This is a genomic window from Nocardia sp. NPDC049737, from assembly GCF_040674755.1.
In the GTDB taxonomy this organism is placed as follows: domain Bacteria; phylum Actinomycetota; class Actinomycetes; order Mycobacteriales; family Mycobacteriaceae; genus Nocardia.
In genome coordinates this window covers 51,459-73,018 of sequence record NZ_JBFANH010000024.1, presented here as the reverse complement: position 1 = coordinate 73,018, position 21,560 = coordinate 51,459, and the positions used below count along the sequence as shown (strand labels likewise).

The following is a 21,560-nucleotide window of genomic DNA, read 5'->3' as shown; positions in this document are numbered from 1 at the left end:
GGCGGGGTGATACTCGGGGCAATGCCGCGCTTACGGCTTGATCGGCATGGGCGCCGCACTGGGCGGCGATCCATCGTGTTCGAGCACCAATGACCCGCCGCCGGCTCGTCGAACGGATCGACGTCGCCCGCGTGGTACGGGAACGAGCCTGGTGCGCCTGGCTGCTGCAACCTACGGGAGGAACGGAAATGACCTCACCAAACCTCGTCGCAAAGGTGGGCGCCCGCGCCCTGCAGACCCGATGGCTGGCGCGCGCACCCATCTGGCTCTACCGAGCCGGGCTCGGGTTCCTGTTCGGCACACGGATGCTCATGCTGCAACACATCGGGCGCACATCCGGCGAACGCCGATTCGTCGTACTCGAGGTCGTCGACCGGCCCGCGCCGGACGAGTTCGTCATCGTCTCCGGGTTCGGCACGAAAGCCCAGTGGTACCGCAATATTCAGGCTCATCCACAAGTCCGGCTCTCCACCGGCCTGCGGCGCAACATCGCCGCGATCGCGACTCCGATGACCGACGACGAGTCAGCGACCGCGCTCGAGCGTTACGTCGACCACCATCCCGGCGCTTGGGACAAGCTGCGCGAGACCATCGAACATGCAACCGGCAGGCCGGTCGCCACGCTGCCGATGGTTCGGCTGAATGTATTGACCGCCGCGTCCTGATCACGAGGCGGATGATCAACCGCGTTGGCGATCACGGTTCCCTGGGCAGCTCACCACCCCGGCCGGCAAGACACCACGCTGCGGAGCGCAACGACTCCGACGGCTGCGCCGCAAAGCCCAACGCGTAGTCCAGGTACTCGGGGTTCCGGACTGGCAGGGCCCGGTATTCAAATAGGCGGAATTCGGACTCGTTGGGTCTGGCTACATCGGTGAACCGTGACGGTCGTTCATCGGAGAATCTCGACGGCGGTGTCGGCGGGCAACGTCACGATCGGACTTGACAGTCGTCGGTGGCCGTTTCGAACCGCGCACTATGCGGCTAGTTAGAGACTGGTGTCGGTGCATTCCTCCGGAATTTCGCCGTTCGGGGTGCTCCCCTGTCAGCGTGGGATCGTGAGGAGGACGCGGCCGCGGCTGCCAGCATCTACGCGGTCGTGGGCTTTGGCGATGTCGGTGAGCGGGTAGCGGTCGCCGACATCGACGGTGAGAGCGCCGACGGCGGCCGCAGAGGTCAGGTCGCGGGCGGCCAGTCGCTTGGCGGCGGTGGGGAAGTCGTCGCTGCCCATCAGGCGCAGGGTGACGTTGTTGAACAGCAAGGTCCAGAAGGGGATTTCAGTGCGGTCGGCGCGAGTTGCGTACGCGGCGATGGTTGCACCGTTCGCAGCGACGGCGTTGTCCAGGTCGGCGTTGTCAGACAGGGACACCTCGATGATCCGGTCCACTCCCCCGGGGGCGTGGGCGCGGATCCCGGTGGCGGGATCGTCAGCGTCGAGGGCGACGGCGTGGGGGACGACCGACGGATCGACCCGGTCCAATTCGGTGGCGCGGCGGACGGTGCCGATGACGGTGGCCCCGCCCCAGGCGGCGAGTTGAGCGGCCAGTGACCCGACCCCGCCGAGGACACCGTTGACCAGAACGACCTTCCCGTCGACCGGGCCGTCTGCGAACACGGTGCGGTGCGCGGTGATGCCGGGGATGCCCAGGCTTGCGCCCAGATCGTCGCAGACATGGTCGGGCAGCAGGACAGCCAGGTCCGCGGGTACGACGGCGTACTGGGCGGCGGTACCGAAGGGCCGGTAGGACTGGGCGCCGTAGATCCACACACGCTGCCCGGTACGGCGCGCCTCGACGCCGGCGCCGACCGCGTCGACAACGCCGGCGGCGTCACTGTGCGGGATCACCCGCGGGTAGGGCATACCTGACCCTGTCCAGCCAGCGCGCTTCTTGGTGTCGCCGGGGTTGACACCTGAGACGGCGACGCGGACGCGGACCTCCCCGGGGCCGGGAGCGGGGTCGGGCACCTCACCGACCTGCAGTACCTCAGCGGCGGGGCCCTGTTCGTCGTACCAGGAAGCAAGCATGGTGGTGCCTTTCGTTGTCTGCAGCTCGCCGATCCGCTCAGCGGCGAGGAGATCGTGTGGGTTGGCCCTAAGGGTCTGGCTGGGGATTGCCATCGCCGAGGACCTCGCGGATCCAGATGCGTTCAGCTTGGCTGGTGGCGCGGGCGGTGAGCAGCATGCCGCGCCGGTAGGGGTCACTGACATCCTCGGCGCGCAGCGGCCTGTCACCGTCGTAGAAGAAGCTCGCCGATTCCTCCAAGAAGGCCAGCCGACGTCGGAGTACCGCGTGCTGGTCGGCGACATCGGGCAACAGGGACAGGAACGCCAGGATCGTGAACCAGCGGGAGAAGTCGGTGAGCTCATGCGCGGCCGGCTCGCGCAGGCGCCGAAGCATGTCCTCGTGGCCCGCGTCGGTCAGATTCAGCACATACCGGCCGGCCCCTGCTTCCGGCGCGGGTCGCCGCTCGATCAGTCCCGCCTTGACCAGGCGGTTGACCGCCGGGTAGAGGGTGCCGTCGCTGACCGGCCGACTGTATCCGGTGAGCTGCGTAATGCGACGGCGCAGCTCGTGTCCCAGAAGGGGGCCGGCGGCCAGGAATCCGAGGAGGGAGAGTTCCAACACTCCTCCAGTGTCGCACATCGATTCGATGTGTACATCGAATCGATGTTATCGTGGCGATGGTCCTGCCGGGTTCGTTTCGAACACCACATCGCAGGCGGGGAGAGAGAAGTGCTAAATGTCGTCGAAATCTGTTGAATCAGTGATGCATCGCTTCGTCGAGTTCATCAACACAGCCGATGAGGATCTTGCCCGGGAGGTCATCGCTCCCGACGCGGTGTTTCATGCACCCAGTCACGCCGAACCCCTGCGCGGCCCTGCGGGCTATCTGGAGATCATCGCGATGATGCGCGGCGCGTTTCCTGATGTGCGGTGGACGCTGGACGAGAGCGTCACCGAGGGAAGCACAGTGGCCGCGCGGTTCACCATGCGCGGAACCCATGAAGGCGAGTTCTTAGGGGTCCCTGCCACGGGCAACAAGATCGCGGTCCAGGCCATGAACTTCTACTACCTCGCCAACGGCCGGATCGTCAAAGAGCGGGGCCTGCCCGATCTGCTCGGGGTCATGCAACAGATCGGCGCCGTACCAGCGCCGTGAGGAAGCTTCAAGCGCGGAGGGCTTACTCGGTGTCAGGCGGTACCGCTTCACCTGCGACAGATCCTCAACCCCTGCGTACGAACGCATCACGTATTTGATATGCACGTGCCATCAAAAATCGATGCAGCGACACCGCCCGGAGAGGGCACGATCATCGGCAGAAGAGTGCGTTCGACAGCCGCGCCGAACGATCAGGACATGCCAACTGGCGACGTCAATTTTAGTCGATACCAACGGATCCCGACTGTGCTGCGCGACGTCACAGTTGGCCGATGATCGACGTCCGATCTCACCAGCACAGCCATTGGGTCGGTAACGATCAGCGAATGTGGTCGCCTGGTGCGTAGCGGTTCCAGGTGCCGCCGACGTGGTCTCGGTGGCGGTGGGCGGTCGTGTAGTGGATGCCGAGGGCGTCGGCGATGACAGGTGCGGGTACTTGCAGGACGAGCTGCCGCAGGGCGGAGACCGTGTAGAGCGAAGTCGTGGACGCGTGCTCGTGGCCGACCTGTTCCTGGACGAACCGCGGGTCCCAGTTGTCCTCGATCAGATGGGTGACATAGGAGCGACGCAGCGAGTGGAAATCGAGCGCCGGGTCCAGCCCGACCGCGTCACGATAGGCGGCTAAGCGGGTGTTCATCCGAGTGAACCCGATCCGGGCGCTGCGTTCGGATGGCCAGCATGCGCCCTGGGCTGCAGTGGTCAGCAGTGGCCAGACCTCCTCCTTCCACTGCTCAAGGATCTCGGCCGACCAGGGCCAGACCGTCAACACGCTGCGTCGTTTCGGCGGGGAGCCCTTCTTGGCCTTGCCGTGGCGGACATAGACGACGCCGTAGTCGCCGAACTCCGCGCCCTCGGGGTTGCGCCCGAAAGTCGACCGCGTCGAGCATGCGAGTTTCGTTGCGGCGCAACCCGAATGCGTAGGCGGTCTTGAACAGCACCGCGTCCCGGAACGCCGGAAGCCAGCCCTTGCGGCCGCGGCCGCGGACCTCGTCGATCTGGGCGTCGGCATGGTCGAAGAACGCCTGCAACTCGTCTCGGGTGAACGCTCGCTTCCCGGCATCGGCCTCGGCCTCCTGGACGTGCACGGCGGTATTCCATTCGTGGACAACCTGAATCGGATGTGTGCCGAAGCGCTGCTCGCACTCGCCAGCCCATTGATAGGCGGGATCGATCAGGTAGGCGCAGAACAGGCTGATCGAGTTCTGGTAGTTCCGCAGTGTCGACCGCTTCAGATTCCGCAGCGCCCGCAGGTCACCGAGCCATTCGTCGGCTATCTGCGAACGGATGGCACCCCGGTGCACTACCCGCGTGACGCCCGTGCAGCCGCGCGATGTCTGTGGGCAGGCTGAGCTGGAGGACCGCGCACGGTGCGCTCAGTGGGAGTCCGATCTGGGGATGCGGATACCGGCAGCGCGGAGCTTGGTCTCGAACAGCGCGGCCGCCCGTGTCGTGGCCGACGTCTGCTCTTCGCCGTGGCGGGCGATCAGCGTGTACCGGGTCGCGGCCTCGGTGCGGGCTTGCAGGGCGGTGACGATTTTCAGGTGAGCGGGGTTGGCGAGGTAGTGGTCGGCCATCGCAGTGGCGAGCTCGGCGATGCGAGGGTCGTCCGGTTCCCAGGCCGCGGCCTGGGCGGCGCGCTTGATCAAGGCGACGTAGCGGGGATCCTCAAGGGCGTGCTCGAGATGGGTGAGGTAGTCGTCGAAGCCTTCCGGGACCAGGGCCTTGGCCAGCACCCAGCCCTCCCGGGCGGTCGCGATCTCGTCCGCGGGGAGGCCGAGGCCGGCCATCCGTTTCAGCAGCGCCACGGCGCGGTCGCCCAGCAGCGCCCGGTCCCCGTCGGTGAGCCGGTGCAGGGTGTCACGCCGCGCGATCATCTCCTCGATCCGTTCAGTGAGCTGACGCTCGACGTCGGCGAGCGCGGTCGCGAACGACACGGCGTCGGCGGCGAGCAGGGGCCCGATCTCGGCCAGCGGCACCCCGGCGGCGGCCAGCGTCCGGACCTGCACCAGCCGCGACAACTCGGCCGATCCGTACCGCCGGAAACCGGAGCTGTCGCGTTCGGGCTCCGCAACCAGGCCGAGCTTGTGGTAGTGCCGCACCGTCTTCACCGTGACACCGACGAAGGCCGCCGCCTGCCCGATCGTGACTCCGTTCCTCATCTGCTCAGCCTTCCTTGTGCTCGCAACCCCTGCGCCACTAGATGAGGTTCAGCGCAACCGCGATGGTGCCGAGCGTCGCCACTATGGAGGTCACGCCGACGTGCATCCCAATCGACAGCCGGATGTCCTTGTGCCGCCAGGCGAGCCAGTATCCCGGGAACGTGAAGATCACCCGCGACACGAACACCCACGGCGACCAGAAGTGGTACAGCGCGAACAAGACCGTGCTGAGGACCGGCGCCCAGCTGCCCAGATGGGCGATGCGGGGGAGCAGGAAACCGCGGAAGTACAGCTCCTCGATGAGCGGGAGGGAGATTCCGGTCAGCGGCAGGCAGATCACCATTGTGGTGAGCAGCGTCGAGTGCGAGTATCCGTCGAGGTCGAGGTAGGTGTTGTTGCCGCTGCCGCCGGTGTCCGCGTACGGGAGCCATGAGAGGAATTCGAAGACGAAGTTGTTCAACGGTGCCAGCGCGAACCCGAGCGCCATCATCCACAAGATGAGCGGGATGACCATCGCCACAAGCTTCCCGCGCGGGACCGGCTTGTCGGTGTAGTGCAGCACGCCGTGCATCGAGAAGTGGCCGTTGTGCGTGTGGCCCAGCCACAGCAGCCCCACCTGGAGCGGTATCAGAACCAGGCACAGGGCGACCGCCCAGCCCGCGAAGGCCGGATAACCGATGACGGTGACGAATGGCTCGCCGATGAGCAGGTAGGCGGCAACGATCAGGGCGCCCGGGACAAGATGCAACACGATGGACATCGGCAGGGGGTGTCGGTCGCCCAGCAGTCGCTTGACTATTCCGTTCGGTCGGGTGTCTTCGAAGGCGCGCATGGCAAGAATTCCTCGAGCAGTTTGTGAATGGGTACGTGAAGTCGGAAACTGCCCGCCCAGCCGGGCAGGTGGAACAAGACATGTGAACGGGGGCACGCCGATTGAGTTCGGCGTGCCCCGGTTCGCGTGCTACTGAGCCAGATCGGCCTGTCCGCCGCCGAACACCTCGGCGAGGAGCCTGTGCTGTGCGTTCTGAAACAGCACCGCCACAGACATTGCGGAGTCGTCAACGCAGGTCAGCGCGGCGGTCATGGTCTTGCTGCCGTCGGGCGTGCTGTACATCAGCGTCGCGTAGCCCGCATGGCCGCCGTTGTGGGTGATGACGATGCCGCCGTCCGGGGCCAGGTCTCGCACGAACACTCCCAGGCCGTAGTCCATGGTCGGGATGCCCGTCGGATGCGGCGTGCACATCTCGGCTAGCAGCTCGGCCGGTAGGAGCTTGCCACTGAGCAGCGCGGAGATGAATGTGTGCAGATCCCGGGTGGTCGAGATCATGTCACCGCCGCAGGGGTTCCAGGAGGGGTTGTGGCGGGTAACGTCGACGGTCTTCTCCTCGCCGTCCTCCTCGTACCGGTAGTAGGCGTGGGGGTGCGGCTCGGGAATCTCCGGGGAAGCGTCCGGCACCACGGTGCCCGACAGCCCGAGCGGCCCCAGGATCAGCCGCTGCATCTCCTCGGCGAACGATCGGCCAGTGACCTTCTCGATCAGCAGCCGGGCCAGCACGTAGTTGGTGTTGGAATAGCTCCAGCCCGTCCCCGGCTCGAACCGCGCGGGCTTGGACAACGCCAGCTCCACCAGCTCCTGCGGGCGGTAGGTGTGGAATCGGTTGTCCACCCACTCTTTACCCAAGGGGGTACCCGGCGCGGGGATCCCCAGCACGATCGTCCCGTCCTCGTACATTTCGCCGGTGAAGTTGAACACTCCACTGGTGTGCTGCAACAGCATTCGCACCGTGATCTGCTCGTCCAGCCCGAACTCGGGCAGGTAGTCCGCCGCCGGGGTGTCCAGCTCGATCTTGCCCTCGGCCACCAGCCGCAGCACCAGGGTCGCGGTGAAGGTCTTGGTATTGCTGGCGATCCGGACGTGCCCGTCGATCGGCGGCTTCGCGGTCCCGCCCAGCTCGGCCACCCCGGCGCTGCCGACCCACTCGCCCCGCTCATCGTGCACGCGCAGCGACACCCCGAGGAAACCGGATTCGACGATCTCCTCGATCGCCTTTTGCAGCGCCGGGCGATCCTGTCCGACAGCGGTATTCGGCACGGCGGCCCCGCTGTCCGCGGTGGTTACCCCAGTGGCGTCGAGGGCGGCCGTGATCTTGCGGGCCATCTCGGCTGTCGTGGGGCTGGGCTGGCTCTGGTGGGTCTGGGCTGCTTCGATGGCGACGAGGACGGTGGTGCGGAAGTTGTCGGCCTCGGCCGGATCCTGCTGCTCGAGCAGGTTCATGGATTCGGTCAGGGCCGGCAGCACCTGGTCGGCGAGTTCGGCCACCGACTTGCCCGTCACGTCGATGTCCTTTGATTTTGCGGCGAGTACGTGCCCGACCGGGCCGGTCGCGGTATACAGGGCGAGGGAGCCTTCTGTGGCGATCTTGTGGGGCTTGCTGGCGGCACCGGCGGCGGCGATCAGCGAGACGGCGCCGTACGCGGCAGTCCGCAGAGTGCTCTTGTCCTGGTCGGAAAGGGTGATCGACATGGTGGTTGCTCCATCGAATCTGTTATGTCCCGGTCGGCGTCGTGCCGCTGCGACGAGCTTCCACCCTGACCTAAGGTCAACTGCAATCGTGATCTAGCTCATAGCTACACCCTTTGGGGTTTGGGACAGCTTCGGAAGCAGGACGCCGTTCTGTCGGGCGGCAGTCGCATCTCACACGGGCCGATGGTGTTCCGTAAGGCGATCCGCCACCGGTACACCCCGTCGCACGGCTCGGAACCCAGGTCACGGGTGTTCCGGAGAGGTGTTCCGTGAATCGTCCCGGTCAACCCCCGGTATCCGGAACCCTGGCGCGCATGGGTGAGCCATTTCGTGTGGGGTACTGCCGCTGTTCAACCGACGAACAGGACGTCGAGATCCAGACCGAGCAACTACTCGTGCTCGGAGTACCTCGCGAACGGGTCTTCATCGACAAAAGGCTTCTCCGGCACCACCCGCCCACCGCGCCACGTACCAGGTGACACGTTCTTACCGGCACCCCATCGCCGCTGGTCAAGCCATTGTCGTTGTTTTCCGCACGATTACTACTGGGACCGCTAGCTGCCACGACAGTGACCGAAGCCAACCCGCCTTCGAGTCGAATCTTGTTGAAGCGCTTCTTGATTCGGCCTCGGTCAGCGCCCGGTCAGCTGCCGCCAAGTCCGCACCAGTTGGCTGAACTCCTTGACCTGCACGAGCACGTGTTCACGGGCGGCGTTCTCCGCGGCTTCGGAGTCTCCGGAAGCGATGGCGTCGGCGATCTCACGGTGTTCGGCCAAGGATCTGCGCATGCGGTCCGGTACTCGCAGCTGTAGCCGCCGGTACGGCTGTAGGGCTCGTTTGAGAGTAAGGGCCTGCTGCCGCAGATACTCGTTGCCGCAGGAGTCGTAGACGACGCCGTGGAACCGGGCGTTGGCGTAGTAGTAGCCGTCGGCATCGCCGGTCGTCGCGTGGTTTTCGCACTCCTTCAGCGCGCGTTCGAGTTCATCCAGCTCCGCCCGTTCGATGCGGCGTGCGCAGAGCCGTGCCGCCATCCCTTCGAGTTCGGCCATGACCTCGAAGCGTTCGGCCAGCTCGGAGATGCTGAGCTCGGTGACGTAGGTGCCCTGTTTGGGGCGGATCTGCACCAGTCCGGAGCGCTCCAGGGCCAGCAGGGCTTCTCGGATCGGCGTGCGCGAGCATCCGAACTGCTGCTCGAGCTGTAGGGCATCCAGGCGTTCGCCGGGTCGGTAACGGCCGTGGACGACGGCGTCCTCGAGCGCGTCGCGTACCCGCTGGGATTCCGGGACTCGAGCCATGTACACCTCCGAGAGCAGATTACTCGACCGCCAGGGGTGGCGCGCCTCACATTTATACCCTATCGTCTCTGTTGTATACATCACGGCCTCTAATGCATACCGAGGCCGTGGGAAGGAAATCGCGATGGGGCAACAAGATGGCTGGCTGCTGACCGACCTGTTCCGAGCTCTCGGGCGACAGCACGACAGCGATCCGGCGGACAGACATTCGCTGGTATCCCCGCTGGACCAGCTGCTCGCCGCCTGCGAGGTGCTGATGAGCGATATGGGCGAGGCCTCGATGCGCGCGGTCGCGACTCGGGCCCTCGCCGCCTACGCCGAGCTGGGCGATAGCGACAAACTCGGCTTCTTCACCCACATCACCACGACCTACGACGTCGACGGCGATCAGGTCCGGGCCGCCTTCCGGCGGTGGGATGACGCACGCAACGCCGGATCCCGGAGCGAGGAGGAGCTGGTCCGGCTCTTCGACGTAGTCGAACCGGCCCGCCAGCAATTGCTCCGCCGGATGAACCACGCCCCCGACGCCACCCTGGCCCTGGTCGAGATGCGCGCGGACCTGCGACGGCTGTTGCGCCGTCACCCGGAGTTGCGGCCCCTCGACCACGACTTCCACCATCTGCTCACCTCCTGGTTCAATCGCGGCTTCCTCCGTATGGAGCAACTCACCTGGGATTCACCGCAGGAGCTGCACCAGCATCTCCTGCACTACGAGAAGGTCCACCCGATGGCGAGCGCGGCCGAACTCCGCCGCCGTCTCGAGCCCCAGGATCGCCGCGTCTACGCCTTCTTCCATCCAGCGACCGCAGACGTGCCACTGATATTCGTCGAGGTCGCCCTGGTGCGCGGCATACCGGACACGATCACCCCATTGCTGGAGCCCGGCCCGGAGCTGAACCCCTCGGCAGCGGATACGGCGGCGCTGTACTCGATCAACAATGCCCTGGACGGATTGGCTGGAGTGTCTTTCGGCAGTTTCCTCATCAAGCAGGTCATCGAGCAGATCGGGGAGCAATTGCCACATCTGACGCAATTCGTCACGCTCTCCCCCATCCCCGGATTCCGGCGCTGGCTCGACAGGCAGGCCGAACAGGATAAGAATCTGCGGCTGATCGTCCGGGAGTTGGCGGACATGGCGGCGCCGACGGATCTGGGGGCGGCGGACATCGAGCAGATCCATTCCCGGCTCTGCCACGCGCTGGCCCACTACATCGCCGGCGAGCGGGATAACGACGGACGACCTCTCGACCCGGTGGCGCGATTCCACTTGGGCAACGGCGCCACGGCCTGGCGGCTGAACTGGCCGGCAAACACCTCACCGGAGGCCTGGCGGCAGTCCTACGGCGCGATGATCAACTACCGCTATGAACCGGCGAAGCTGGAGCGCCAGCACGAGGACTTCGTTCGCCGCCGCATCGTGGCACTCGACGGGCCACTGCGGGACATGTTCACCGATTCTCCGGCAGCATCCCAGCTTCGAGATACCGCCATCACCACAGACGACGAGAGAGGAACATCCCCGATGTCGCCCTTCCCGACCATCTACCGATCCTTCGCCGAGCAGGCGCGGCGGCGGCCGGACAAGACACTGTTCGAACTGCCCGACAACCGGTGCATCACCTACCGCGAGACCGCGGAGACTGCGCGACGGATTGCCGCCCGACTCGTCGCCGACGGCGTCACCCCCGGCGACCGGGTCGCAATGCAGGTGGACAAATCTCCGGAGGCCATCGCGCTGTACCTCGCCACCCTGCGGATCGGAGCCGTCTTCCTGCCACTGAACACCGCCTACACCGGGGCGGAGATGGATTATTTCCTCGGCGATGCACAGCCGCGCGTGCTCGTCTGCTCCCCGGATCGCCGAACCGACCACGCCCACCGCGACGGAGAAGGGCTCATTGTCGAGACCCTCGGCGTCTCCGGCGACGGCACCCTCCTCGAGGGCGACGACCGCTACGAAGAGGTCTACGACGCCACAGCCGAAGACCCGGCGGCCATCCTCTATACCTCCGGCACTACAGGTCGTTCCAAGGGTGCGGTGCTCACCCACGGCAACCTCGCCTCCAATTGCCGTGCGCTACTGGAGACCTGGCAGTACACCGCCGAGGACCGGCTGATCCATGCCCTGCCGATCTTCCACGTCCATGGGCTGTTCGTCGCGGCGAACATGACTCTGGCGGCGGGTGCCAGCATGTACTACCTACCCAAGTTCGACTCCGAGGCGATCATCGATCTGCTGCCCCGGGCCACTGTGCTCATGGGTGTGCCCACCTTCTACACCCGCCTGCTGAAAGACGACCGGCTCACCCCGCAGACCTGCGCCTCGATGCGGCTGTTCGTCTCCGGCTCCGCCCCGCTGCTCGCGAGCGACCACGAGGCCTTCGAAACCCGTACCGGCCACGCCATCCTGGAGCGTTATGGCATGACGGAGACCGGCATGAACACCACCAACCCCTACGAAGGCGGGCCGCGCAAACCCGGCACCGTCGGAAAACCGTTCCCCGGCACCGAGATTCGAGTAGTAGACCGCGAGAGCGGTCAGGCACTGCCGGACGGCGAGGTCGGCGTCGTGGAGGTCCGCGGCCCCAATGTCTTCGCCGGTTATTGGCAGATGCCCGAGAAGACCGCAGCCGAGGTTCGTGCGGACGGTTTCTTCATCACCGGCGATCTGGGCCGTATCGACGAGGACGGCTATTTGTGCATCGTCGGCCGCGACAAGGACCTCGTCATCTCCGGGGGCTACAACGTATACCCCAAGGAGATCGAGGAGCTGCTCGACACCCACCCCGACGTGCTGGAATCCGCCGTGATCGGAGTCCCCCACCCGGACTTCGGGGAGACCGTGGTCGCCGTCGTCGTCCCAGCTCCGGGCCGGGCGCCCCAGGCCGGGGAGTTGCTGGAATTCATCGCCGGCGACCTCGCCCGATTCAAGCAGCCCCGTGCGGTCCGCGTCGTAGAGTCGCTGCCCCGCAATGTCATGGGGAAGGTGCAGAAAGCCGAACTGCGGAAGCGCTACGCCGACCTGCTCGCCGGCGTGGGTACGTGATTCGAGGGCAGTCGGACTGGCCGCCCGACTCCTCTCTCCTCTCGGTCAGGAGAAGACAATGCGCCAGTTTCTGGTCCGGATCGACACCGCGAGCTGACCCGGCAGCTTACCGAATGTCCCTGCGCCCCAGGGCTATCTCCAGTTCCACCTGCGAATCGAGAATACAGTGCAGATCAACGACGATCCCATACAGACCACCACCGCCGACGACCCCGTCCGGCTCACCTCCACCCAGCGTCGCGCCTTCTGGGGCTCTTTCGGCGGCTGGGCCATGGACGGATTCAACTGGACTGTCTTCGGACTCGTCCTCGCCCCAACCATGACCGCCCTGCTGCCACGCGCCGGCATCGAGCCCACCGCCGCCAACATCGGCTGGTACGGCCAGATCAGCGCCGCCCTGTTCCTCCTCGGCTGGGGTTGCTCGGCAATCTGGGGCCCGATCGCCGACCGCTTCGGCCGCAAACCCGCGATGACACTGTCCATCCTGATATACGGCGTATTCACCGCACTGGCAGGCCTCGCCACCAACATCTGGGAATGGAACGCCTTCCGCTTCCTGGCCGCCATCGGCGTCGGCGGCGAATGGGCCATGGCCGGAACTCTGCTGGCCGAGGTGCTCCCCGAACGCGTGCGTGCCCGCTTCGGCGGCGCCATGCATTCGGCCGCCTATGTCGGCGTGCTCGCGGTATCGACGCTGTACCTGCTGGCCGGGCCGGAGCTCGGCTGGCGCGGCATGTTCCTCATCGGCGGACTGCCTGCGCTGGCGGTATTCCTTATCCGCAAAACGACCCCGGAACCTGAACGCTGGCAACAGGAATCGACCGAGAACACCCGCCGATCGTTCTGGCAGCCGGTCATCGAGGTCCTCACTCCCCCGTATCGGGCACGCACCCTCGGCAACCTGTCTCTGCTGGTGGTCTGTGTCATCGGCCTGTGGGCCGGATCCACCTACGTACCCACCGCCGTAACCGAGCTCGCCCAGCACGCCGGATGGACCAAAGAGGCGACCGTCCGCCTTGCCGGCGTGTCCTCCATGACTGTTGCCGCGTTCACTATTCTCGGCTGCTTCCTCGTCCCCGGCATCGCCAATCGGTACGGCCGCCGGGCCACCCTGGCCGGGCTGTACGTTCTGATGATCATCGGCGCTGTCGGTGCGTATGCCGTCGCGTACCCGCTCCACTCGATCCCACTGATCTTCGTGTTCCTGCCGATCCTCGGCCTGGGCGGAGCGAACTTCGCGGTCTTCACCATCTGGCTGCCCGAGCAATACCCCACTCGGATGCGCGCCACCGCATTCGCCTTCACCACTACGTTCTCTCGCTGGTTCGCCGCCGCCGGCACGTTCCTCATCGGCTATGGCATCCACGAAACCGGATCTCTCACCATCCCTTTGAGCGCAACCGCGCTGGTATTCGTGCTGGGCATCGGCCTGGTCCGCGCCGCGCCCGAAACCCGCGGCGTAACACTGCCCGACTGAGATGGGGCACCACCATGGCAGCGCCGAAACCGACCCGAACCCTGCGGCTCGACCACATCCTGTCGTGTGCCACCGATCTCGCCTGTACCAGCGGACACTCCAGGGTCCGCGAGGAACATGTCATCCTGGCCGTCCTGCGCGATCCGCAACTACGTAGACGGCATGCCGTTGATCGGTTCGGAGTCGTCTCGTCCGTTAGTGCCTGAAGGGCGCGGCCGACCGGAAATGCCACCCTCCGGTCGGCCGACGCCACTGATCAGTGGACGTTTTCTACGCGGGGTTGCGGCCGATGAAGAAGTCCCGGAACGGGTCCATGCTCGGCTCCAGGCCGGAATCGATCAGGCCCTTGCGCAGCGCGGCCATCTGGTTGTCATGGATGCGCATGGTGGGCATGCGCAGCGGCCCGCCGTTGTAGCCCTGGAGCCACCCCTGGAATTTCCACGCCTGGCGGTTCAGCACGGAGCCGCCGTGCACTGCGCCGAACAGGCCGGCCTTGACTTTGCGGGCCGGGTGCAGCTGCCAATAGATCTCGGTGGCCTCGTCGTACTTGCCGTCCCGCAGCAACTGCATGACCCGGGGAATCATCGGGCCGAAGAACTCGTGATCGCTGGTGGCCGACAGCTGAATGGGCATGACCTGCGAGAGTGGGATGAGCTCACCCTCGATCGGGTTCGAGATAACGACTTCCTTGCCGAACAGCCGCGTGCATTCGATGACGCTCTGGATGCTCGGGAATCCGCCCTCGGCTTTGATCACCGCGACATTGGGAATCTCGTCGATCATGCGGCGGATGAGCCGGGTGGGGATATCGGATGGGTGGATCCGGCTGCTGAAGCCCCAGGACACCATCGGGAACAGAATGATGGCGAGATTCGTCGCATCGGCCACCGCCTTGGTGTAGTCGAAGATCTCCTGCTCGGACTCGGGATAGAAGTTCGGTGGGTACGACAGCAGCACCAGGTCGGCGCCGACTTCCTCCGCTCGCTTCACCGCCTCGATGTTCTGCTCGAGGTCGTTCCAGCTCGCGTGGTGGACGATGTAGAAGTCATTACTGCCCTCATCCTTGGCGATCCGCAGGAAATTCACGTATTCCGGCAGCGTGATGCTGACTTCGGAAATCCCCAGGCTGCCGATGAAGCCGTGCTCCTTCGCCAGCCGGATGTCGTGGCGGATGCCCTTCTCGTTGATGTCGCGTAGGTCGTTGGTGAACGACGGAATGGTGCAGTTGATCGCACCGACAAGCTTTTCCCGAGCCCAGTCCCGGACTTCAGAAAGGTTGTACTCGGCCATGTGGGCCTCCTTGCCGCTGTTTCGATAGATGGGGGCGACTTCTCGAGCGGCCGCGATCAGAGCGCTCCGCTGCCCGCCCATGCCAGGTACTTCATCTCCAGGTATTCGTCGATGCCGTAGATCGATCCCTCCCGGCCGAGGCCGGACTGTTTGATGCCGCCGAAGGGCGCGGTCTCGTTGGAGATCAGGCCGGAGTTGATGCCGACCATGCCGGCTTCGAGGGCCGCCGCGACGCGCCAGATCCGCTCCGCATCGCGACTGAAAAGGTAAGCGGCCAAACCGAATTCGGTGTCGTTCGCCTGCCGGATCACATCGGCCTCGTCGGTGAACGGAATCAGCGGAGTGATCGGGCCGAAGGTCTCCTCGCGGGTGATCTTCATGCCCGCGGCGACATCGGCAAGCACGGTCGGCTGATAGAACAGGTTGCCGCGCTCGTGCCTCGCGCCGCCGCACACCACCCGCGCACCGTGCTCGACGGCGTCGCCGACGTGCTCCTCGACTTTGGCGATCGCCGCACGATCGATCATGGGGCCTTGCGCGACACCGGGTTCGAAGCCGTCGCCGACCGTCAGCTCGGCGACTCGCGCGGCCAGCCGCGCGGTGAAGCGCTCGTAGATGCCCGACTGCACATACACGCGGTTCGCACTGATGCACGCTTGGCCGGTGTTGCGGTACTTCGCCGCGAGCACACCGGAGACGGCGACTTCGAGGTCCGCGTCGTCGAAGACGATCGCTGGCGCGTTACCGCCCAGCTCCATCGACGCCTTCTTGACAGTCGCCGCGCACTGCTCGAGCAGCAGCCGCCCGACCTCCGTCGAACCCGTGAAACTCACCTTCCGGACCAGCGGATTGCCGGTGAGTTCCGGACCGATCTCGCGCGCATTGCCCAGCACCACGTTGAACACACCGGCCGGCACTCCGGCACACCGGGCCAGCTCCGCGAGCGCCAGCGCCGTCAGTGGCGTCTGCTCCGCGGGCTTGACCACCATCGTGCACCCTGCGGCCAGCGCTGGCGCCGCCTTGCGGGTGATCATGGCGGCGGGAAAGTTCCACGGCGTGATCGCGACACAAACACCCACGGGTTCTTTGAGCACCAGAACTCGGTTCGCGGGATCCGGCGCCGGGAAGATGTCACCGCGCACCCGCTTGGCCTCTTCGGCGAACCACTCGATGAACGACGCGGCATAGGCGACCTCGCCCTGTGCCTCGGACATCGGCTTGCCCTCTTCGACGACGATCAGCCGGGCCAGGTCCTCGGCATGCTCGGTCACGAGGTCGAACCACCTCCGCAGAATCTGGGCGCGCTCCTTCGCGGACCTGGCCCGCCACCCAGGCAGCGCCCGGTGCGCGGCATCGATGGCACCGGCCACCTGGGCCCGGCTCAGGGACGGAAGCTCGGCCAATTGTTCTCCCGTCGAAGGGTTTTCGACGGTAAAGCTGCCGGAGTCGCCGTGTTCGACCCACTCGCCGTCGATATAGGCCGCGCTGCGTGAGAGCGGGGCGTCGGCGAGCGTCGGCTTATCGGTGAGAGGAATTCCCATGGTGCGTCCCTACTTTCGAACGGGCTGGATCCGGATCGGCAGTTCAGACCCGAGCCCTGCTTTGCGGGCGGCATCCGCGCACACGGCGGCGACGGCCAGGTCCTGGACAGCGGAGCCCACGGACTTGTACACAACGATCTGCTCCGCGGTCGTGCGGCCGGGGTGCCGCCCGGACACCAGGTCCGACAGTGCGGCGATCCGGTCGGTCACGTCGATTCCCGCTGCGGCCGCGGCGATGAGGTCGCCGCTGTCGTGCAGCACTTCCTCGAGTACGTCGGCAATGACGACATCAGCGCGCGCGATCACCTCTGGATCGACTTCGCGCTGTTCCCGCACGGTGGAGCCGATCGAGACGACTGTCGTGCCCGGTTGGAGCCACTCACCGAGCAGGATCGGCGACTCGTCATAGGAGCGTGCCGCGCAGATCACCAGATTCGCGCCCGCCAAGGCCGCCTGCGGCGACTCTGCCAGAACGATCGAGGTGTCCAGATCCGCCAATTCCTCGGCGAAGTGTGCGCGGCTCTGCGCGCGCGGGCTGAACACGCGCACGGCATCGAGCTCGCGTACGGCGGCGAGTGCGCGAACGTGTTTTTTCGCCTCGAAGCCCGAACCGATGACGCCTACGGTCACCGGTCCGGGTACGGCCAGCAGGTCGGCCGCGAGCGCGGAGGTGGCCGCGGTGCGGAAGCCGGTGATCGAGTTGCCGTCGAGCAGCGCCACCAGTTCCGCGGACTGCTGATCGAACAGGGAGATGAGATAGGAGAACTGACGCACGCCGATCGCACCGGCGATGGTCTTCGAGCCCATCAGTCCACCGCTGCCCGGCACACCGCTCATCGTCCGCAGCATCGAGGTGCCGCCGCGTGCGATCGTCCGCTCCGGGAAGCGCGAATCTTCGGACGCCGCTCCGTACGCCTCACTCAGCGCGGCGATCGCCGTCTTCCAGTCGAAGACCGACTGCACCGTGGTGTCATCCAGCAGGAGCGTCAATCGTCTCCCCTTCCTCTCCAAGCGGTAGCGATACTAAACGGATCGTATCGGATGCGGATATGATGCACCATAGCGTTGGACATTGGATATTGGATCTGCTGGACAGCCACGAGCTGGCGACAGCACAGGGAGTGGTGAATATGGATTCGATCCATCGACGGGTCGCGGACAAAGTCTGCGATCGACTGCGTGAACGGATCGTCGGTGGCGAACTGGCTCCCGGAGACCGCATCGACCCGACCGAAGTCGCCGAATCCCTCGGCGTCAGCCGCACCCCGGTGCGCGAGGCACTCCTGCAACTGGAGGCGCAAGGGCTGATCGAGCGACTCCCCTACCGGGGCGTGGTGGTGACCGGCATCGATCTGGCCGAGGCGGAGGACATCGCCGCGCTGCGCATCCATCTGGAGACGTTCGCCACCCGCATCGCGGTGCCTCGTCTGCGCCCGGAGAACCTGGACCGCATGCGGGAGGCCAATGCGGAACTGACCCGGGCCATGGCCGGCCCGACTGCCGCGCAGACCTCCTTCGGACGGTTCAACTGCGCGTTTCATCAGGCGCTGTACCAAGCGGGCGGCTCAAAGACGCTGTCGCGCATGACGAGCGACCTGTCCTCGCAGGCCGAGCGCATCCGAATGCACTTCGACCTCCGGCGAGGCAATGCCGTGGCCGAGCACGAACGCATACTCGGCGCGTGTGCGGCAGGCGAAGTCGAGGAGGCGATGGCGGCGACCCGTGATCACCTGCTCGCGGTCCACCTGCGGGTGATGCCGGACGGCTACCGGATTTCGCCGGGTTCGGCACTCGAAGTCGCCCTGCTCGAAACCGGTTGGGAACCAACGGTATCGGCGTGACGTCGCGCGGCTACGGAGCGAGTCCGGCCCGTATGCCGATCGCCGCAGCCTCTCCACGCGAGGACACCGCGAGCTTCCTGAGCAGCGCCGTGACATGAAACTTGACCGTGCTCTCGGCAACACCCAGCTGCACCGCTATGGCCTTGTTGCGCTTACCTTCCGCGACCAGCGCGAGCACCTCTCGCTCGCGGGCATTCAAGCGCGCCAGTTCCGGCTGGTCGGGCTGTGACGGCGGTGGGTCGAGCGGAAGCCGGATCAGCACCCGGCTCCCCCAGTCCGGCACGGACTCGATCTCCAGATCCGCGCGCAGTGTATGCACCCGGCCTTCGAGGTTGCGTCGCAACGTGTTCGAGTTCCAGCGGCCCGCGGCACGATCTCGGATATCGACGACGAGCGCACCCGATTCACATCCCCAGGCGATGCGCAGGCGGTCGAGATCGGGTTGAGTGGCCAGGGCGAACACTGCGGCCTGCGTCATCGCGCGGGCGCCGACAGCGACCTCACCTGGAATCGGTCGTCCGTCCAGTGGTGGCGCGACGAATTCCGTTTGTATCTGCCGGTGACGCACTAGGGATCCGATTTCGCGCTGCATCCGCTCGAACGCCGCGACCGGCGGTTCCTCGGCGAATGCCCGATCAGTGGCCTGCCGGGACCGCAGTGCGATCAGCGCATCCGAGGCGGCGCCCGTCGCTACTGTCCGGGCCTGATGGTCGTCCAGGCCCGACGATCGCAGGGCCACGAGAATGCCCGCCAGTGCTGCTTCATGTGAGGCGGTCAGTTCCGTGGTGGTGCGAGCCCTCGCGTCCGACGCCGCACGCGATTCGGCAAGGTACTCCGGGCTCGCATGGATCACCTGTTGCCGAATCGATGTCGCGACGATCCCGAATGCCGCCGCCAACTCCGCCTGGTCGGGTAGCTCCCCTGGCGTGCGCGGGACCAGCACCAGCAAGGTGTTCGAGGTGTCCCGAATCGCCCAGACCCACCGGCCCTCGCCGTTCAGGGTGGCCGACCCCGCATAGGAGCCACCCGGTGCGACCGCCGATTTCAGCTCCTCGAGCTCAGCGATGGTGATTCGATCGATGATGTCGGCGGCACCGGCGAGCTTGCGTGGACGGCCGGTGCATTCCCGGGTGAAGATCACCAGTGCGCGATGCGGCCACTGTTCGGCGAGGAAGCGCGAGAGTCGGCGGGCGATGTCGGCGAGTGGACCATCGACCACTTCCCGCAGCCCTTCGAGGGTGCACACTCGCTCCACAGGAGGCAAGGCTACCGGAGTTCTCACGTCGTCGATTGCAAAACGAAACGGTCCGTATAGAATGAGTCGAGCGCGAGTCAGCCCGCCAAAGGGATAGGTCGCACTATCCGTCCGGCCAGGTCCTCGATCGGATCGCCCGGAGCTAGCGTCGCTGCCTAAGCATGCGCGTGAACGCATGGCTCGATCATTCATCGGAGGAACAGCCAGTTATGCCGCAGCAGGTTCGTGGAGTCATCGCCCGTAAGCCGGGGGCACCGGTCGAGTTGACCGACATCATCATCCCCGACCCCGGGCCGGGCGAGGTCGTCGTCGCCGTCGCCGCGTGCGGCGTGTGCCATACCGACCTCACCTATCGGGAGGGCGGTATCAACGACGAATTTCCCTTCCTGCTCGGCCACGAAGCGTCGGGCACGGTCGAAAGCGTCGGCGCGGGAGTCGATTCCGTCGAGGTCGGGGATTTCGTGATTCTGAATTGGCGGGCCGTGTGTGGCAGCTGCCGGGCCTGCCGGCGGGGCCGTCCGCAGTACTGTTTCGACACCTTCAACGCCACGCAGAAGATGACGCTGACCGACGGAACCGAACTCACCCCAGCGCTCGGTATCGGCGCGTTCACCGAGAAGACCCTCGTCCATGCCGGCCAATGCACCAAGGTCGACCCTGCCGCCGATCCGGCGGTCGCCGGCTTGATCGGCTGCGGCGTCATGGCCGGCCTCGGCGCCGCGGTCAATACCGGGAATGTCGGCCGTGGGGATTCGGTGGCGGTGATCGGCTGTGGCGGAGTCGGGGATGCCGCCATCGTCGGTGCACGGCTGGCTGGAGCGTCCACGATCATCGCCGTGGATCGCGACGAGCGGAAATTGGCGTGGGCTGCCGACCTCGGCGCCACCCACACCGTCAATGCCGCCACCACCGACACGGTAGCCGCCGTCCAAGAGCTCACCGGCGGGTTCGGTGCCGACGTGGTCATCGATGCCGTGGGCCGCCCCGAAACCTGGCGGCAGGCGTTCTATGCCCGCGATCTGGCCGGCACCGTGGTGCTGGTAGGCGTACCAACCCCTGAAATGCGGCTGGAGATGCCGCTGATCGACTTCTTCTCCCGCGGCGGCGCGCTGAAATCTTCGTGGTACGGCGACTGTCTGCCGGACCGGGATTTCCCGATGCTGATCGACCTGTACCAGCAGGGACGCCTGCCCTTGGACAAGTTCGTCACCGAACGCATCACCCTCGACGAGGTGGAGCAGGCATTCCACACCATGCACCAGGGCAAGGTGCTGCGGTCGGTGGTCGTGCTGTGAGTGGCCGGCTCCGCATCGAGCGGGTGGTGACTTCCGGAGTCTTCGAACTCGATGGCGGTTCCTGGGAGGTCGACAACAATGTCTGGGTGGTCGGTGACGACGACGAGGTCATTGTCGTGGACGCGGCCCATGACGCCAAACCCATCTTGGAGGCCATCGGCGACCGCAATGTCATCGCCGTCGTATGCACCCATGGGCACAACGATCACGTCACCTTTGCCCCGCAACTCGCCGCAGACGTCTACGCACCGGTCCTGGTACACCCGGGAGACGACGCACTCTGGCAGCTGACACACCCGAGTGAGTCGTACTGGCCGCTCACCGACGAACAGCGCATTGCCATAGCCGGGACGGAAATGCACGTCATCCACGCGCCGGGCCATTCGCCGGGTTCGGTGTGCCTGTATCTCCCCGAAGCCGACACGCTCTTCTCGGGCGACACCCTGTTCGCGGGCGGACCGGGAGCCACCGGACGGTCGTTCTCGGACTTCCCCACCATTATCGGTTCGATCCGCGATCGCCTGCTCACGCTCCCGGAGCACACCCGTGTCTACACCGGCCACGGTGACGGCACGACCATCGGCGCCGAAGCACCCCACCTGGCGGAGTGGATCGCCCGCGGGTTCTGATCTGCCCAGCGCCCCTTCGCATTTCGAAAGAGAGAGTGAATTCCCG

General features: G+C 65.9%; 19 protein-coding genes. 7 read left to right on the top strand and 12 right to left on the bottom strand.

All coding sequences use genetic code 11. The features are described from left to right. Nucleotides 1-188 precede the first annotated feature (188 nt). Complete coding sequence (locus AB0J47_RS28815) at nt 189-665, top strand: nitroreductase family deazaflavin-dependent oxidoreductase (protein WP_364352743.1); 477 nt, start codon at nt 189-191, stop codon at nt 663-665. 380 nt (nt 666-1,045) lie between these two features. Here AB0J47_RS28815 and AB0J47_RS28810 read toward each other — a convergent pair whose 3' ends face one another. Then, nucleotides 1,046-2,119 carry an NADPH:quinone reductase gene (locus AB0J47_RS28810; protein WP_364352740.1) on the bottom strand — a complete coding sequence of 358 codons (1,074 nt, stop codon included), beginning with the start codon at nt 2,117-2,119 and terminating at the stop codon, nt 1,046-1,048. Beyond that, nucleotides 2,094-2,627: a PadR family transcriptional regulator gene (locus AB0J47_RS28805; protein ID WP_364352737.1), complete on the bottom strand. Its 534-nt coding sequence runs from the start codon at nt 2,625-2,627 to the stop codon at nt 2,094-2,096. Before AB0J47_RS28805 ends, AB0J47_RS28810 begins: the two co-directional genes overlap by 26 nt. Before the next feature lie 115 nt (nt 2,628-2,742). Here AB0J47_RS28805 and AB0J47_RS28800 point away from each other — a divergent pair, with 115 nt between their 5' ends. Next, nucleotides 2,743-3,162 (top strand): ester cyclase, encoded by a 420-nt coding sequence (locus tag AB0J47_RS28800; RefSeq protein WP_364352734.1) that lies wholly within the window; start codon nt 2,743-2,745, stop codon nt 3,160-3,162. Nucleotides 3,163-3,481: 319 nt separating this feature from the next. Here the strand turns inward: AB0J47_RS28800 and AB0J47_RS28795 are convergent, their stop codons facing one another. The 6 genes from AB0J47_RS28795 to AB0J47_RS28770 form a co-directional block, all read right to left on the bottom strand. Beyond that, nucleotides 3,482-3,931, bottom strand: a complete 450-nt coding sequence (locus AB0J47_RS28795; protein ID WP_364352731.1) for a tyrosine-type recombinase/integrase — start codon at nt 3,929-3,931, stop codon at nt 3,482-3,484. Next, nucleotides 3,894-4,463, bottom strand: a complete 570-nt coding sequence (locus tag AB0J47_RS28790; protein WP_364352728.1) for a hypothetical protein — start codon at nt 4,461-4,463, stop codon at nt 3,894-3,896. The genes AB0J47_RS28795 and AB0J47_RS28790 overlap by 38 nt, the downstream gene beginning before the upstream one ends. A 72-nt stretch (nt 4,464-4,535) precedes the next feature. Beyond that, nucleotides 4,536-5,321, bottom strand: coding sequence for a MerR family transcriptional regulator (locus AB0J47_RS28785; protein WP_364352725.1), 786 nt, complete (start codon nt 5,319-5,321; stop codon nt 4,536-4,538). A gap of 37 nt (nt 5,322-5,358) precedes the next feature. After that, complete coding sequence (locus AB0J47_RS28780) at nt 5,359-6,153, bottom strand: CPBP family intramembrane glutamic endopeptidase (RefSeq protein WP_364352722.1); 795 nt, start codon at nt 6,151-6,153, stop codon at nt 5,359-5,361. Nucleotides 6,154-6,282: 129 nt separating this feature from the next. Further along, nucleotides 6,283-7,845: a serine hydrolase domain-containing protein gene (locus tag AB0J47_RS28775; protein WP_364352719.1), complete on the bottom strand. Its 1,563-nt coding sequence runs from the start codon at nt 7,843-7,845 to the stop codon at nt 6,283-6,285. A gap of 632 nt (nt 7,846-8,477) precedes the next feature. Continuing rightward, nucleotides 8,478-9,140, bottom strand: a complete 663-nt coding sequence (locus tag AB0J47_RS28770; protein ID WP_364352716.1) for a GntR family transcriptional regulator — start codon at nt 9,138-9,140, stop codon at nt 8,478-8,480. Between the two features lie 124 nt (nt 9,141-9,264). On the opposite strand from AB0J47_RS28770, the gene AB0J47_RS28765 reads away from it, so the two are divergent. Then, entirely contained in the window at nt 9,265-12,186 is a 2,922-nt protein-coding gene (locus tag AB0J47_RS28765) for an AMP-binding protein (RefSeq protein WP_364352713.1), read from the top strand. Between the two features lie 166 nt (nt 12,187-12,352). Then, nucleotides 12,353-13,663, top strand: coding sequence for an MFS transporter (locus AB0J47_RS28760; RefSeq protein ID WP_364352710.1), 1,311 nt, complete (start codon nt 12,353-12,355; stop codon nt 13,661-13,663). Nucleotides 13,664-13,933: 270 nt separating this feature from the next. Here AB0J47_RS28760 and AB0J47_RS28755 read toward each other — a convergent pair whose 3' ends face one another. Genes AB0J47_RS28755 through AB0J47_RS28745 form a run of 3 tightly spaced genes read right to left on the bottom strand, consistent with a single transcriptional unit; the run spans nt 13,934 to nt 17,484 of the window. Next, nucleotides 13,934-14,953, bottom strand: a complete 1,020-nt coding sequence (locus AB0J47_RS28755) for a dihydrodipicolinate synthase family protein (RefSeq protein ID WP_364352707.1) — start codon at nt 14,951-14,953, stop codon at nt 13,934-13,936. A gap of 56 nt (nt 14,954-15,009) precedes the next feature. Then, nucleotides 15,010-16,494, bottom strand: coding sequence for an NAD-dependent succinate-semialdehyde dehydrogenase (locus AB0J47_RS28750; protein WP_364352704.1), 1,485 nt, complete (start codon nt 16,492-16,494; stop codon nt 15,010-15,012). Nucleotides 16,495-16,503: 9 nt separating this feature from the next. Further along, nucleotides 16,504-17,484, bottom strand: a complete 981-nt coding sequence (locus AB0J47_RS28745) for an ornithine cyclodeaminase family protein (protein ID WP_364352701.1) — start codon at nt 17,482-17,484, stop codon at nt 16,504-16,506. 59 nt (nt 17,485-17,543) lie between these two features. Between AB0J47_RS28745 and AB0J47_RS28740 the strand changes: the two genes are divergently transcribed. Further along, nucleotides 17,544-18,335 carry a GntR family transcriptional regulator gene (locus AB0J47_RS28740; protein ID WP_364352698.1) on the top strand — a complete coding sequence of 264 codons (792 nt, stop codon included), beginning with the start codon at nt 17,544-17,546 and terminating at the stop codon, nt 18,333-18,335. Between the two features lie 10 nt (nt 18,336-18,345). Here AB0J47_RS28740 and AB0J47_RS28735 read toward each other — a convergent pair whose 3' ends face one another. Beyond that, entirely contained in the window at nt 18,346-19,617 is a 1,272-nt protein-coding gene (locus tag AB0J47_RS28735; RefSeq protein ID WP_364352695.1) for a helix-turn-helix transcriptional regulator, read from the bottom strand. 182 nt (nt 19,618-19,799) lie between these two features. On the opposite strand from AB0J47_RS28735, the gene AB0J47_RS28730 reads away from it, so the two are divergent. Next, nucleotides 19,800-20,885 (top strand): S-(hydroxymethyl)mycothiol dehydrogenase, encoded by a 1,086-nt coding sequence (locus tag AB0J47_RS28730; RefSeq protein ID WP_364352692.1) that lies wholly within the window; start codon nt 19,800-19,802, stop codon nt 20,883-20,885. Beyond that, nucleotides 20,882-21,514, top strand: coding sequence for an MBL fold metallo-hydrolase (locus tag AB0J47_RS28725; RefSeq protein WP_364352689.1), 633 nt, complete (start codon nt 20,882-20,884; stop codon nt 21,512-21,514). Before AB0J47_RS28730 ends, AB0J47_RS28725 begins: the two co-directional genes overlap by 4 nt. Nucleotides 21,515-21,560: the final 46 nt, after the last annotated feature.

Coding starts and splice junctions, on each gene's coding strand:
- AB0J47_RS28750 (WP_364352704.1), bottom strand. CDS start 16,494: ATGGGAATTCCTCTCACCGATAAGCCGACGCTCGCCGACGCCCCGCTC.
- AB0J47_RS28770 (WP_364352716.1), bottom strand. CDS start 9,140: ATGGCTCGAGTCCCGGAATCCCAGCGGGTACGCGACGCGCTCGAGGAC.
- AB0J47_RS28765 (WP_364352713.1), top strand. CDS start 9,265: ATGGGGCAACAAGATGGCTGGCTGCTGACCGACCTGTTCCGAGCTCTC.
- AB0J47_RS28730 (WP_364352692.1), top strand. CDS start 19,800: ATGCCGCAGCAGGTTCGTGGAGTCATCGCCCGTAAGCCGGGGGCACCG.
- AB0J47_RS28800 (WP_364352734.1), top strand. CDS start 2,743: ATGTCGTCGAAATCTGTTGAATCAGTGATGCATCGCTTCGTCGAGTTC.
- AB0J47_RS28755 (WP_364352707.1), bottom strand. CDS start 14,953: ATGGCCGAGTACAACCTTTCTGAAGTCCGGGACTGGGCTCGGGAAAAG.
- AB0J47_RS28810 (WP_364352740.1), bottom strand. CDS start 2,119: ATGGCAATCCCCAGCCAGACCCTTAGGGCCAACCCACACGATCTCCTC.
- AB0J47_RS28785 (WP_364352725.1), bottom strand. CDS start 5,321: ATGAGGAACGGAGTCACGATCGGGCAGGCGGCGGCCTTCGTCGGTGTC.
- AB0J47_RS28775 (WP_364352719.1), bottom strand. CDS start 7,845: ATGTCGATCACCCTTTCCGACCAGGACAAGAGCACTCTGCGGACTGCC.
- AB0J47_RS28780 (WP_364352722.1), bottom strand. CDS start 6,153: ATGCGCGCCTTCGAAGACACCCGACCGAACGGAATAGTCAAGCGACTG.
- AB0J47_RS28740 (WP_364352698.1), top strand. CDS start 17,544: ATGATGCACCATAGCGTTGGACATTGGATATTGGATCTGCTGGACAGC.
- AB0J47_RS28815 (WP_364352743.1), top strand. CDS start 189: ATGACCTCACCAAACCTCGTCGCAAAGGTGGGCGCCCGCGCCCTGCAG.